Source organism: Sneathiella sp., assembly GCF_036960985.1.
In the GTDB taxonomy this organism is placed as follows: domain Bacteria; phylum Pseudomonadota; class Alphaproteobacteria; order Sneathiellales; family Sneathiellaceae; genus Sneathiella.
The window spans coordinates 82,598-97,129 of sequence record NZ_JBALWD010000007.1 but is presented as its reverse complement, the minus strand read 5'-3'; the positions used below and the strand labels follow the sequence as shown (position 1 = coordinate 97,129).

At 47.1% G+C, this 14,532-nt stretch carries 11 protein-coding genes; 4 read left to right on the top strand and 7 right to left on the bottom strand.

The window, feature by feature from the left end; all coding sequences use genetic code 11:
- Positions 1-2: 2 nt before the first annotated feature.
- Positions 3-1,619: a helix-turn-helix domain-containing protein gene (locus tag V7723_RS05840; RefSeq protein WP_335683502.1), complete on the top strand. Its 1,617-nt coding sequence runs from the start codon at positions 3-5 to the stop codon at positions 1,617-1,619.
- A 17-nt stretch (positions 1,620-1,636) separates the two neighbouring features.
- Here V7723_RS05840 and V7723_RS05835 read toward each other — a convergent pair whose 3' ends face one another.
- The 7 genes from V7723_RS05835 to V7723_RS05805 form a co-directional block, all read right to left on the bottom strand.
- Positions 1,637-2,182, bottom strand: coding sequence for a hypothetical protein (locus V7723_RS05835; protein WP_335683501.1), 546 nt, complete (start codon positions 2,180-2,182; stop codon positions 1,637-1,639).
- 144 nt (positions 2,183-2,326) lie between these two features.
- The gene (locus tag V7723_RS05830; RefSeq protein ID WP_335683500.1) at positions 2,327-6,073 is read right to left on the bottom strand and encodes a VWA domain-containing protein; all 3,747 of its coding nucleotides are present in this window, start codon (positions 6,071-6,073) and stop codon (positions 2,327-2,329) included.
- Between the two features lie 343 nt (positions 6,074-6,416).
- Positions 6,417-7,634, bottom strand: coding sequence for an MFS transporter (locus tag V7723_RS05825; RefSeq protein WP_335683499.1), 1,218 nt, complete (start codon positions 7,632-7,634; stop codon positions 6,417-6,419).
- Between the two features lie 63 nt (positions 7,635-7,697).
- Positions 7,698-8,690, bottom strand: a complete 993-nt coding sequence (locus V7723_RS05820) for an aldo/keto reductase (protein ID WP_335683498.1) — start codon at positions 8,688-8,690, stop codon at positions 7,698-7,700.
- A gap of 17 nt (positions 8,691-8,707) precedes the next feature.
- Positions 8,708-9,655, bottom strand: a complete 948-nt coding sequence (locus V7723_RS05815; RefSeq protein WP_443024195.1) for a Gfo/Idh/MocA family oxidoreductase — start codon at positions 9,653-9,655, stop codon at positions 8,708-8,710.
- A gap of 1 nt (position 9,656) precedes the next feature.
- Entirely contained in the window at positions 9,657-10,562 is a 906-nt protein-coding gene (locus V7723_RS05810; RefSeq protein WP_335683496.1) for an NAD(P)-dependent oxidoreductase, read from the bottom strand.
- Positions 10,563-10,683: 121 nt separating this feature from the next.
- A complete protein-coding gene (locus V7723_RS05805; protein WP_335683495.1) occupies positions 10,684-11,907 on the bottom strand; it encodes a LysR family transcriptional regulator in 1,224 nt (407 codons plus the stop codon).
- Between the two features lie 158 nt (positions 11,908-12,065).
- Between V7723_RS05805 and V7723_RS05800 the strand changes: the two genes are divergently transcribed.
- Genes V7723_RS05800 through V7723_RS05790 form a run of 3 tightly spaced genes read left to right on the top strand, consistent with a single transcriptional unit; the run spans position 12,066 to position 14,522 of the window.
- On the top strand, positions 12,066-12,803 hold the full coding sequence (locus tag V7723_RS05800; protein WP_335683494.1) for a PIG-L deacetylase family protein: 738 nt from the start codon (positions 12,066-12,068) through the stop codon (positions 12,801-12,803).
- On the top strand, positions 12,803-13,474 hold the full coding sequence (locus tag V7723_RS05795) for a 4-carboxy-4-hydroxy-2-oxoadipate aldolase/oxaloacetate decarboxylase (protein WP_335683493.1): 672 nt from the start codon (positions 12,803-12,805) through the stop codon (positions 13,472-13,474). The genes V7723_RS05800 and V7723_RS05795 overlap by 1 nt, the downstream gene beginning before the upstream one ends.
- On the top strand, positions 13,467-14,522 hold the full coding sequence (locus tag V7723_RS05790) for a 4-oxalomesaconate tautomerase (protein WP_335683492.1): 1,056 nt from the start codon (positions 13,467-13,469) through the stop codon (positions 14,520-14,522). Before V7723_RS05795 ends, V7723_RS05790 begins: the two co-directional genes overlap by 8 nt.
- Positions 14,523-14,532: the final 10 nt, after the last annotated feature.

The following is a 14,532-nucleotide window of genomic DNA, read 5'->3' as shown; positions in this document are numbered from 1 at the left end:
ACATGGCCAAAGCCCCTCGCCTCGGAACGCGCCTAAGGCGTCTACGCAAAGATAAAAATTTGACGCAAGTCGACCTTGCCGACCAGTTAGGTATCTCTGCCAGCTATTTAAACCTTCTTGAACATAACAGGCGTAGCATCACTGTTCCGATACTTTTGCGATTGAGCCAAATTCTCAAAGTTGATCCGCTTATTTTCTCAGCGCAAGATGAAAGCCATCTCATTGCAGAAATTACCGATACATTAAAGGATCCGTTGTTTGAAGATGACGCGTTCGACGAAACGGATATCGCAACCATGGCAGCTGAGGCGCCGGACTTGTGTTCCGCACTAAAGAAAACATACGACGCCTATAAATCCACCCAATCAGATATGCAGCTCTTGAGTGAACGTCTTTCCCAAGATTTGCTCTTTGCAGATTCTTCTTTTCGATTAAAAACTTTAGTCACGTCCATTCTGTCATCGACAGAAATTGTCCATGACAACGACGATTTGAGTGCGAAGGACCGCAAAGAATTTTTAAAGATCGTACTCAAGGACAGTGAAAGTCTAGCGGACACTGTTAGCGAAATGCTGGGGTTTGTCGGAGGTGACGGTTTTACGGACAAATCATCCGCCCCCCCTCCTGTCGAGGCGGTCTCAGACTTTATCCAATCAAGAAATAATTATTTTGAAGCGATTGAAACGGCGGCCGACGATTTTCGCGGTACTTTACGAGAAGATATTGCACCAACGCAAACCATGGCGGAGTATTTGCGACGTGAACACGGTGTAAAAGTTGAGTTTGCTGACCAGGATCGGCATGACACTGAAGCTACTTTGTATGATGATCAACATCGACATCTCATCCTTTCTAAATCACTTCCCCAAGCAAGTGTAGATTTTCATTTAGCTTTGCTTTGCGGCCAACTCGCATTTCCAGATTTATTCGCGAAAATCGCAACAGGCCCAGAGCTGGTAAATGAAGCGGCCACAGCCAAAGCCATTGCAGCTCTGAGTAACTATTTTGCAGGAGCTTACTTGCTCCCCTATGACATATTTTTAACTGCTGCCGAGAAATTACGTTATGATATCGAATTGCTACAGCAACAATTCGGCGCAAGCTACGAACAAATTTGCCATCGATTAACAACCCTACAAAAACCGGGTGAAAGTGGCATCCCTCTGCATTTAATCCGCAGCGATATTGCAGGCAATATTTCCAAACGGTTTACGGCGTCAGGTTTGCGTATTCCAAGATATGGAAATTCTTGCCCGCGCTGGGTTTTACATTCAGCATTTCTGACACCCGGTGTCATTTGCCCACAAATATCGGAAATGCCTGATGGCGGTCGTTATTTTTCCATTGCGCGTACTGTAACCAAGCCTAGCCTCGGCTACACTCAGCCCAAACGACATTACGCCATTAGCCTCGGTTGCGATGTTAATCACGCCCATCATCTGGTATATGCCGATGGAATGAACCTAGCTGCACCGCGTACTGTCGTGCCTGTTGGTGTCACCTGTCGGTTATGTGATCGCCCCAATTGTGCGCAACGCGCTGCGCCACCACCGTCACAGGCTCGCGACACAATGCTTACTCGGAAACGCAATATATCACCTGGCATCGGTGAATTTTAGTTCAGAATTAGTTAGGGTTATTTACTATGGAGTATTAATCGACCTCTAGCCGTTCGGCGAATGGCACCATCTCTAATGGCTGTAAATTCCAATTCCATATTCAGACCTGTTAGCGTGCGTTTATAGACTTGCATATCATAGTCCCCCGTATCGCTCATCGCCATGACGTAAATTGTCAAAGTCTGTTTTCTTATCTGCGCCCATGAAACTGTATCACCGGCATATACATCTCCGCCTTTGCTATCCTTCCATACACCCGGCTTGTCTGTTATTACGAAAGTCAAAGTGGTTTCCTTTAACACTTCCTTCGGGCTTGACGGGTTGCCTTTTTGCCGTAGCAATGTTCGCCAGGTAATATTAAAGCCTCCGGCGGCGTCGGGACGGATATCTACATCGATATCACGGCTCGTTATCGGAAAGTTTACACTGACATTATTTTCCGAAATTGCATTACCACGCCAATCCCCTTTAAATGCAGAAATTGGCACGTCTTTCGCTGAGCCGACGGTTGGCAGTGCGACTATAAATAACGCAATTGCCAATAATACTTTAATCCGAGCCATAAAAGCCCCCCACTCCAATAATTTACCCTGTTTCGATCATAATAGGTCAAGGCCTATTACCTGCCTACAACTTTTATGAATGCGATGAACAAATAAAAGGCCGCGAATTATCGCGGCCCCTTAATCTTTTATGCCGTAGAAAGTTTAGCTTTCGTCGACCTGAATTGCTGTACCAATATCACCATTGTCCAAAGTCGTACCTTGCACAACTATTGAAAAATCTGAGACGACTGCATTACTGCCATCCGTGACCGTAATTGTCGTATCAGAACCCACTGTATCTAGAATGACATGATCAGATCGATCTCCTATGTCGATCCCGAGCTCCTCAAAAACCGCCGACAAGTCGATGACGTCGGCACCGGTGTCAAAGCCGATGATTGTATCATTTCCTTCCGTTGCTGCGTCTAGGAAAGTAAAACGATCATCGCCCCCATTTCCTCTGAGAGTATCATCACCGGATCCACCGATAAGCGTATCACTGCCGCCACCACCTCTCAAATCGTCGTCGCCAGAATCGCCGATCAATAGGTCACTGCCACCGTTGCCTCTAAGTGTGTCCTCGCCGGAACCACCTTCAAGCGTGTCCGCATTGGCGCCACCACGAAGATCATCATTTCCAGATTCGCCCATCAACGTATCATTTCCAGCGCCACCCAATAGCTGATCATTGTTAGAGCCGCCATCCAGATAATCATCGCCGTCGTCGCCTTGTATTTCATCGGCACCTGAACTACCCAGCATATAGTCATTTCCATCGCCACCGGACAATGTGTCGTCGCCCCCCTCACCTGCAACATAATCATTACCCGCACCAGCCGTAATGATGTCATTGCCCGAGCCGCCCGTAAAAGCGGGATTGGGGCTAATCTCAATAACTAGATCAGCAGTACTTGTAAGCCCTTCGGTATCTGTAATCGTGTAACTGAATGTATCCGTCGCAAAATTATTGATATCCGTTGTCGCTTTGTAAATATAGTTACCGGTCTCGAAATTTATTTCCAAAACTCCAAATAGGCTGGTTAATAATAACACTGTACCGACAACCGCGACATTCGGATTGCCGCCGCTCGTCAAATCATACGTTGTGCCGTTATGCTGAATTTGTGTAATTGGTACATTTGCTAAAGGATCATTTCCAGCAGAATCGTTGGTTAGAACATTTCCGCTTACGAATACATTTCCTGTCGCCAAGCTACCATCTAGATCGGCAGCCGAGTTCAAGAACAGGAAATCACTTCCTGGACTATTATCACCATCTGTATTGTCGATCAGGGCAAGTTCCGTACTATTTTGTACAGCAGCACCGACGCCAACAGCATAAACATTAACTGTATCTGTCTGGCCATCAACCCAAGTATTAAACTCGCTGATACCACCAGCAGTATCACCAACAATGGGTTTACCGTCGGAGATAAAGTATATTGATTTGTCAAAACCGGGCTCGAAATCGACTGTTTGAACGAGATCGAGAGCAGAATCATAATTTGTCGCGCCGCCCTGCTTCGTATCTAAGTCATCTAAAGCGGCAATGACACTCTGAAGACTGTCGTAGGTGACATCGTCTCCATTGAGAAAATCGGCACTTGAATCAAAATCGATAAGAGTAATTCGCGTTCCCAAAGGGTTTTGTGTAAACAAATCCTCCGCTAGGTTTTTGAGGGCCTCTTCCATCAACTGTAGGTCTGCAACGCTTATACTTCCAGAAGTATCAATAACAAATACCGCATGAACGTCGTTCGGCTCCTGAATTGCTTCTGGACCATCCATAACCGCAACTGGCCCCTCATCCGTTACAGTTACAACGATATCAAAGGAAGTAGATGCGCTATTATCATCGCCCTGAACTTCAACGCCGGCTTGCTCTGTGGCGCCTTCGGTCGCGGTTGCTGTAACCTTCAGCGTAAAATCTGTTTCATCATTTAACGGGGACGTCACAGTGAGGCTATCCAACGCCCAATCAGTAACGTCAACATCACGAATTAAATCAGTGGCGATGAATTCGTTTCCATTTCCATCTGAAAGCGTCGCACCGACCGGCACATCACTTATAGAGATCGACAGATTTTCTGAATCATCAATATCATTCGTGTTGGCAGTTATGTCCGGCAACTCAATCGCAGTATCTTCTGCACCTGAGACAGCGGCATCACTTACAGTACCGTCAAGTTGAAGCGTTGGAATGTCAGCCACCGCATCTATTAAAACGTTTATCGTACCGGGAGTACCCGCAACCGCCGGCGCACCCAGCGCTTTTGACCATGGCGTGACGGTAATCGAGAAATCAACATCGCTGTCTTCAGGAAGGCCTGAGATCTCCAAATTCGCCAGTTCGTCTTTAGTCACGATCCAGTCGCCGCCAACCTCGGCTCCAACAGAAAATTCAACACCGTCAGGATAATCGCTTAGGACGACCCAACCCTCATCTGCCCCAGCATTACCAGTTTGCAAGTCGATGGATAAGGGTATGTCCCCTAGCGCTGGTTCTGGAATAGACACAATTTGATCTGTAGCGTTCCCAAGATCTTCTTTTCCAGCGGCATCCGCAACTATAACAGTCGGCGCTCCGGATACCGGATCAATCGTTACGGAAATACTAAAGGTTGTTTCGGCAGTATTATTTGCCTCCGTAATTTCACCAATATCACTTTCGACGGCAGTTTCCTTGGCAGTTGCCGTAACAGTTAATTCAAACGAGCTAACGTCATCTGCTTCGCGGGTAATTGAGAGATTTTCCAGATCCCAACCAGTGACATCTGCATCACCCACACCATCGCCCGTATATTCATTGGCTCCATCTGTCAGGAGCGCGCCATCCGGGACGCCGCCAATTACGACTGTTAATTCCTCAGAGCCATCTTGGTCTACCAAATCTGCAACAATAGCAGGTAAATCAATAGGTTCACCTTGCAAACTGGTGACATCGCCATCTGCACCAGATCCGCCGATTGTTACGTCGGGTGCATCTGCTACGGCATCAATAATGGCCAAAGCTACTGCATCGGCCTCAACGTCACTATTCTCAAATTTTGCTGTAACGTTTACAAAAAAATCTTCATCGCTATGTGTTGGCGGCAGGATGTATATTTCTGGCAACACCCCACCAATGGCCGCAATGACATAACTTCCACCGGATGGAAAAACTTCATCCCCTGCATCCGTTCCACCGACAAATAGCCGTGCTCCGACTGGAATGCTAGGGATCTCGATTTGTTCAAGGATTTCGCCTTCGCTATGGCTGGCGTTCACTACCATCTGCATCGGAAAAGACGTTGTGTCTCCGGTGTTTCCAAACGGCGTCCAATCCTCATATCCTCCGCCAGCTGCGGAAGACTGAGTGCTAGGGGTTTCAAACCTTACGACAACATCTCCTGTAGGATCATCAGGCTCGTCATCTGGAATGCCAGGAATTAAACCATCTTCATTTTCACCAATGATTTCTTCGATTATTTCAAGGTCAAACGCCAATTCTGTTGGTGGCAGCAACCCCTCAATCCCAAGTGGGTCGCCGATGTTGCCTTCGCGAAAACCGCTAAAATTTGCACCCCCACCGGCGCTAAAATCTTCATTACCTGCTTGCGGGTTGATATCAGCCACAGAAAGGCCTTCAACAACCTCTGTTATAGCGTCAATCTCTAAAACCTCGCCATCTTCGAACTGGATTTTTGGCGGATTTTCTGTCGATCCGAACGTCAAAAACTCTTGTAAAAGAAGAGATTCTCCACCCTCAACTGGGATCAAGAGCAACCCACCAGCAGACTGCAGAAATTTGACATCCTCCGGGGATTTAAAAGGAACCTTAACAGTCTCTCCAGGCGCTGTTTCAATAACCGTTCCAACCGATGTATCGGCGTTACCGCTGACTTTGCTGTCATTTGACGAAGTTGCCATCTCTTAATCCGCTCCAATTACGTTCGCAATTTGCCACCAAAATACCCGTAAAACTTAGAAATCTATTTTGATAAACCGGCAAGTGCCTATTCATTAGGTACCGGTTTACTATGGAATTCTAACTGCTTTCATCCCCTAAACGAGTGATAGAGAAAAAAAACATCAAATTTTATGCTTCTGTTTGCGCAAGTATGGTTCCTTTGTGTCGAGAAAGTGTCCTGCGTTTGGTGTTTGCCGAAAACTAGTTGATTCTGCTCAATTTACCGAAAAAAAGTCAACAAATAGTAAGTAAAGTGAAAATATGCCCTACAAAACCGAATACGCCTATCCAAGCGGTTAGATTCTATCTTGCCTTAAGTGCCAATTTTGCAAGAGCCGAACTAACAATTATAATGCCGATGGAAAATAAAACGATATGTTGCAGGGTAAAATCAACATCCAATGCCCACCCCATAAATACCGGCCCTAAAGCAGACCCAAAAACCATCACAACCGTCGCAACAGAACGAATGGCGCCTAGATGTCGGGTGCCATATAACTCTGGCCAGAGAGAAGATAAAACGGGATTAGTTGCGCCTGCACCAAGGCCCAAAATAAACATAACGGCGGCAGCGTAGATAGATGGCCCTGCATACGAAAACACCAAACTACCAATCAGAAGCGGGAACAGGACAAAGGGGACAAGCCTCCTTGCCCCAAATTTATCGACAAGGATTCCCGACGCAATGCCACCAAATACAGATGTTCCTGCAAATATTGTAAAGCAAAGACTCCACCATTCGAAGTTCCAGCCTTTTTCCGATACCAGGAATACCTGATGAAAAAAAAGCCCCGTGAAAATTCCTGATTGCGCCATGGCAGTTGGCGCCAAGAGGTAAAAATTTTTATCCCGCAACATTTCGGCCCGCGTCCAATGTTTGGCCTCTTCATCTTCAGCCACCAAATCTCGAACACCATGTCCATCCTGATTTGCTGTATGATGGATCAGATAGGGAATAGTTGGAAGCAACGTTATCGCCGCCAATACTGCCATAGCCGGCCAAATATAGCGCCAATCGACTACGCCCATAGCAAGGACAATTAGCGGTGGAAACAGAGCTTCCCCTATGGGAAAGCCTAACGCGGCAATCGCTACCGCGCGACCTCTCTCCGCTTCGTATCGGCGAGCCATTGATGTGAACGCAATATGGGTCATCATCCCCTGGCCAAGAAACCGAACCGCGATTATTCCCAGAAAAAGTGTTATGGGTCCTTGCACGAAGCCAAATGCGACCATCGCCAGGAGCATGGCAATCGCTACTTTGAAAACGAATTGTCGCAGTGGCAAACTATCAATAAGCGGGCCGGTTTTCCAAAGAAGAGCTGCACATATTAACGTCGCCAGAGTGTATATTGCTCCAAAATCGCCGTGTGAGAGTGAAAAATCTTCGCGGATATGTCCGCCGACAACTGAAATCACAAAAGTCTGACCAGGGCCAGACCAGAACGCCAATAAGGTTCCAAAAAGCAGAAAGCGCCATTCCTGACGCATAAATGTCCATGTGCCAGTTGCGTGAAGCATATTTTTACCAGTTTTCTGGGAAATTCAATGTCTCATTGCCGCATGATTAATTTGTTAAGTCAATCAGGCAAATTCTTCAGTATCGATTTTCGACTGAGCTGCTGCATCATATCGAGAACCATGAACTGTTTGTTGGTTAATGAGTTGATCCAGACATTTCACAACGTCCTCACTTAATGAGATACCATCCGACTTGGCATTTTCACGCATGTGTTCAATATTTTTGGTTCCAGGAATTGGAATAATATAATCGTGTTTCGCCAAAAGCCACGCCAAGGCCAATTGTGCCATGGAGCAATTGCTTTCTTCAGCAAGGTTCGCGTATTCCTCTAACAAATCGAGATTTTTTTGATAATTATCAGTTTCAAACCTAGGCATACCATGCCGCAGATCACCTGTAGGCAACCCCTGTGGATCTTGCAATGTCCCCGTCAGAAACGCCCTCGCTAACGGGCTGAAAGCCACGAAAGCAGCGCCAATATCTTTACAGGCATCCAGCACAGCTATTTCTGGATTTCGGGTCCATAAAGAATATTCTGATTGTACGGCCGAGACCGGGTGCACAGCATGTGCCCGGCGGATAGTTTCTGCCGACATCTCCGATAATCCAATTGTTCGGATTTTTCCTTCCGAAACCAGATCCGACAGCGCACCAACGCTTTCCTCTATGGGAATTGTAAAGTCTAACCTGTGCAGATAATAAAGGTCGATTACGTCAGTCTGCAACAACTTGAGGCTTTCTTCACAAACCTTTCGAATTTCGGACGGCTTGCCGTTAATCGTCCGAACACCCTCTTCATTTTTGCTAATCCCGCATTTACTCGCGAGCATATAGTCATTGCGTCGCGATTTAAGTGCCTCACCGATCAGGGTTTCATTGGCGCCATTGCCATAAAGAGCTGCGGTATCAAGCATTGTATATCCAGCATCTAGCGCCTCATGCAGCAATTTCGCCCCGTAGACCGAATCCGGTACATTTCCATACCCGAAAGACAAATTCATACAGCCAAATCCAATTGATGAAACAGAGAATTCCCCGATTTGTCGCGTTCGCATTTTTTTCTTCCTTATTTTTACGCGCCGAAGCTTTTCTCTATTCGATCCAGTGTTTCCATTGCCGGCAAACATTGAGCGACACTGCTATTAGGTTCACGTCCCTCACGAATGGCGGAGAAAAACTCTCGGTCAATGAGCTCTATTCCGTTATTGGACACTGCAACATTCGAAAGGTCCACAGGTTTTTCGTAACCATCGACTAGATCATCATAACGAGCGATATAAGTACCTTTATCGCAAATATATCTGAAGAAAGTTCCGAAGGGACCGTCATTATTGAAGGAAAGAGATAAAGTACAAAGCGCACCGCCTGGAGATTTCATCCCAATACTCATGTCCAAGGCAATACCAAGGTCGGGATGTACCGGGCCCTGAAAGCCAAAGACTTCTGCGGCCGGCGCCCCGGTTTGATACTGAAATAAATCCACCGTATGACAGGCATGATGCCAAAGAAGGTGATCCGTCCAGCTTCGCGGTTTACCCAATGCATTGGTATTAGTTCTTCGAAAGAAATAGGTTTGCACGTCAAGTTGTTGTAGCGCCAGTTCACCCGCTTTTATCTTGTTGTGGATCCATTGATGGCTCGGGTTAAACCGTCTTACATGTCCGGCCATGGCGACCAAGCCAGTCTCTTCTTGAGCGGCAACCAGTCGTTTTGAATCGGCAAGATTATCTGCCATCGGAATTTCTACAAGCACATGCTTCCCCGCCTGAAGACAAGCTATTGCTTGATCCGCATGCATTTGTGTCGGCGTCGAAAGGATCACGCAGTCTACATCGTCGCGCTTTAGGCTTTCCGACAGGTCAAGTGCCCAATGAGCGATATTCCGCACTTCAGCAGCGGTGGCTGTCGCCTCCGCTTCTCTTCCGACTATTGACGTCACTTCGACACCATCAATTTGTGCGATGGCATCCAGATGTTTCTGGCCAAAAGCTCCGGCGGCCCCGGCAACACATACTCTCATTTTATTCATTCCGTTCAATATCCCCAAGTGCTTCAAGAAGGGCGTCCGCACGCGCGCCATACTCATTTTCGCCGGCAGGCTTGCCAAGTTCCCCAATTCGCTGTTGCCATTTAACTGTGGCTTCGGCCATATCTGCCGGTAGGCCTAACTCTGCAACGGTCAAAACGACTTCCTTCATTTCAGCGGCCCGTCGTTCCCCGTGCTCCATCATTCTTTCGAACATATATGCAGATTTGTCAGCGAAACCGAAACCGGGATATGTCTGTTCCAGAGATGCAATAACTTTTTCATCCACCCCAGCGCGGCGACCTGCAAGAACGCACTCTGAAAACAAAGCTTCAAGACCTTTCATCATGATACTGCGGATCATTTTTACTGACGAGGATGTGCCGACACCCCCTTCCATTATATTTGCATCCATCTGTAAACACTCAAAGACAGTTTTGGCTTCTGCCATAAACTCGCCACTTATGAGCAGCGGTGTTCTATGAAGCTTGGGATAGACTGGTGCCATGACAGCGACATCAACGTAACGGACACCAATATCTGAGATAATTTTAGAAGATCGCTTCTTCGTGCCAGGGGCGCATGAATTACAGTCTAGAAAGAACGTCTTTTTCTGAAGATATTTTGCAGCTTGCTCGGCAGCAAAATAGGCCCGATCCGCCGTGACTAATGAAAAAACAACATCTGCGTTTTTTAAAGCCTCCTCCATAGTCGAGCAACCTGAAACATTCGCCTGCTCATAAGCCGCCCATTTACCGTCAGCCTCACCTTTTTCGTGACTATCAGTCTTTATGTCAAATGCTGAAATCGAGAGGTTAGAGATTGTATTCCAGCCAGAGACAAAAGCACCCGCAGCTTCGCCAAATCCAAGCAGCGCAATATCTAATTTCTCTGGCTCCACTCTTCGTTCCTATTCGTTCTGCATAGCACGCGGTAGATCTCTCTACGTTAGTTAGTTACTCTGTGTTTAGCTGTTGCGACAATTAAAAAAATATATCCCTAATTGAATTTTTGAATAGCCGTCAACTTGCAGCGACATCTCTACCCGCCTTTCGCAATGCGTCTATAAACTCGGCCTGACTGCCCGTAGGAAGCCATTCTTTTCTCGTCGTCAACCCTATAGGCCGTTGTGCATCTGACAAATTGAAAGAAAGCAAACTCAGCAATCCCCATTCCTTTTCCTTGCGAACTTGATGAGCCGACAAAATCGTTATTCGATCGCTGTCCATCAGCAAACCACGTATAAGAACAAGTGAACTCGCCTCAACAATACTCGTGGGCCGCAATCCGGGAGACGCGGCAAACAACGCTTCAAATTTTTCTCGTGTCGGCGAACCTGGCCTTGGGGTAATCCAAGGGTATTTAGCTAATTGCTCAATAGTAATCTGCTCATTTTTTACTAAAGGATGACCGCTCCGCACGATAAGTGCCAAACTATCGTCAAACAAATTCTCCTCAAGAACATCATCAATCGGGGGTGGATCTCGAAGGGCACCAATAAGCAAGTCAATCTCGCCATGCCGCAGACTATGGAGCAGCTCCTCGTAGCGCCCATCAATTACACTTATCTCGACGCCCGGCCTATTTTGAGTGACTTGATTGATGGCAGAGGGCAAGACGTAACTGCGGGCTAAGGGCATCGTGCCGACAACAATACGTCCTGTATCAATCCCTTTAAATTCTTCGATTTCCATATAAGTTTGTGATAATTCCGAGAAGGCGAGTTTCGCGTAACGTGCCCAAACGATGGCTGACGCCGTCAAACTGATCCCGCGACTATCTTTCTTGAAAAGCGTTATTTCAGATAATCGCTCAAGGTCCCTCGCCGCCCTGTATAGTGATGGCTGCGAGATACCTATACTACGCGCTGCTAAGCTAAAGTTTCCCGTTTCTGAAACGGCAATTAGCGCCCGCATTTGCACGCCAGAAATCAATTGATCCAGCTTTGCGAAACCACTTTTCTTTTTTGCTCCCGACACCGCAAGGGCTTCATCTATTCCCTTACGCAAATAGTAATCTGCTCTTTCTGTACGTTGCAAGAACAGCTTTCCAGCGTCTGTTAAGAATACTCCGTCTGTTCGTCGCGAAAAAAGTTCGATGTTCAACGCTTTTTCTATTTTCGCTATTGCTTGTGTTATAGCGGGTTGAGACAAAAACACCTCTTCAGAGGCCCGGCTTACACTATTGTGATAAGCCACCGAACGGAAGGCACGCAAATGCCGCAAATTTGGCGCCGTTCTGTTCATATAATTATATCACTCTTCAATTTTTTGGGTAGCTATAGGAAAAAATTATATCACAAATGCGATTTTGAAATAGTAAATTATGTCGCATGGGCCGAAAGTATATGCTGCAGAACAATCAACTTTGCATTGGATTTGTTGTTATCTTCGGGAGTTTATAGATGGCCAAAAAAAAGACCGCATTGGTAATAAGCGCCCACGCTGCAGATTTCGTCTGGCGCTGTGCGGGCGCCATCGCGTTGCATCAGGAAAAAGGTTATGACGTCACAATTGCCTGTTTGTCCTATGGAGAGAGGGGTGAGTCAGCGAAACTCTGGAAACAAGAGGGCGGTACAACCCTCGAAAGCGTAAAAAAATCACGACGTATTGAGGCCGAGAACGCTGCAAAGGCTCTGAATGCATATGATATCGAGTTTTTTGATCTCGGTGATTATCCTCTGGAAGTGACCCGAGACGACAAATTTAAACTGGTCGATCTAATCCGTAAGGTGCAGCCAAGTTTTATGCTCAGCCACTCACAATATGACCCCTATAATACTGATCACAGTTTCGCAACCACATTGGCAATGGAATGTCGAATGATTGCACAAGCTTGGGGGCATAACCCAGGAGAAAAAGTATTAGGGGCGCCGCAATTGTATTTGTTCGAACCACATCAAACCGAACAAATGGGATGGAAACCTGATGTTTTTCTGGATATCACCGATGTCTGGGATAAAAAGCGTGCCGCCATTGAATGCATGCAAGGACAAGAGCATCTTTGGGATTTTTACACCAATGTCGCTGAAAATCGTGGCAATCATTTTCGCCGCAATTCTGGCGGCCAGGCTGGAGGTCTCTCCGCGAAATATGCGGAAGGCTTCCAATCAATTTACCCTCGCACAGTGGATGAGCTGTAATGAGTATCGTCGTGCAAAACATAGATCGTGCTGAAAAAACCGTAGTTGCCCGTCTCGGCAAATGCGGTGTGGCAACTGTTCACGAAGCTCAAGGACGTAAAGGCCTGCTCGCTTCCTATATGCGACCAATTTTTACGGGCAGTTCTCTTGGCGCTTCAGCTGTTACTATTCTAGCACCCCCCGCTGACAACTGGATGCTTCATGTCGCGATAGAACAAGTTCAAGCTGGCGATATTCTGGTTCTGGCCACGACGTCATCTTCCGATGCCGGGTACTTTGGAGATTTGCTTGCGACATCGCTACAGGCTCATGGTGGTGTCGGGCTAATCATCGATGCTGGAGTTCGTGATATTCGAGATTTAACGTCTATGAAATTCCCAGTCTGGTCCAAATCCATCTGCGCAGAAGGCACAATTAAAGAAACATTGGGATCTGTAAATATACCTGTTGTCTGTGCAGGTGCACTTATTAATCCCGGCGACGTCATCGTTGCCGATGACGATGGGGTCTGTGTCGTTCGCCGAGAAATGGCTTCGGAGGTTGCCGAAAAAGCGGAAGCACGGATTGCATTGGAAGAGGAGAAACGCATCCGCCTAGCAAGCGGAGAGCTCGGTTTGGATATGTATAAGATGCGGGATCGATTGACGCAAAAAGGCCTGAAATATGTTTAGCGCTCCTTGCATGTGGATGCGCGGGGGAACCTCCAAAGGTGGATATTTCCTAGGATCAGATCTTCCCAAGCAATCAAAGGAACGGGATCTTTTCTTGATGGGTATCATGGGATCACCTGATCCGCGTCAGATCGACGGCATGGGCGGTGCCGATCCGCTCACCTCAAAAATTGCAATCGTTAAGCCCTCAGCGCGCCCAGAAACGGATGTGGACTACCTGTTCTTGCAAGTTGCCGTCGACCGACCCCTTGTATCTGACGCCCAAAATTGCGGCAACTTACTCGCGGGGGTCGGGCCTTTTGCCATCGAACGTGGACTAGTCTCAGCAACAAAGGGTACAACAAGTGTGAGAATTTTTATGGAGAATACCGGACAGACAGCCGATGCCATAATCAATACGCCTGACGGCAGCGTCGAATATAACGGAAAGGCCAAAATTGATGGCGTACCCGGCAGCGCTGCCGCTATTTCCATAACCTTTAAAGATACGGCTGGATCAACTTGCGGTGCGTTGCTTCCCAGCGGAAATTTCATTGATACGATAGATGGCGTGGACGTGACGCTCATAGACAACGGTATGCCATCTGTCATATTACGAGCCCGTGATATGGGTATTTCCGGACTTGAAAGCCGCGAAGAGTTGGAAGCAAACGCGGCATTGAAACAACGGCTTGAACAGTTGCGTCTGAGGGTCGGGCCAATGATGAATTTGGGAGATGTCGCAGAAAAAACCGTGCCAAAAATGTGTATGGTTAGGCTGCCTACTAACGGCGGGGCAATTTCGACACGCACCTTTATTCCTCATCGCTGCCATGCGTCAATTGGTGTTCTGGGGGCGGTTACAGTTGCAACCGCTTGCGCAATTGAGGGATCTATCGCCGCAGACTTGGCAAATATACCTGCTGGCTACCAGAAAGAACTGGACATTGAGCATCCGATTGGGATGACGACAGTTATGCTGGATATAGGTGATGATGGGAAAGTCGGTAGCGCTGCTATACTGCGAACCGCTCGTAAACTTTTTGATGGAATTATATATGCACCTTAAGGACAATTAA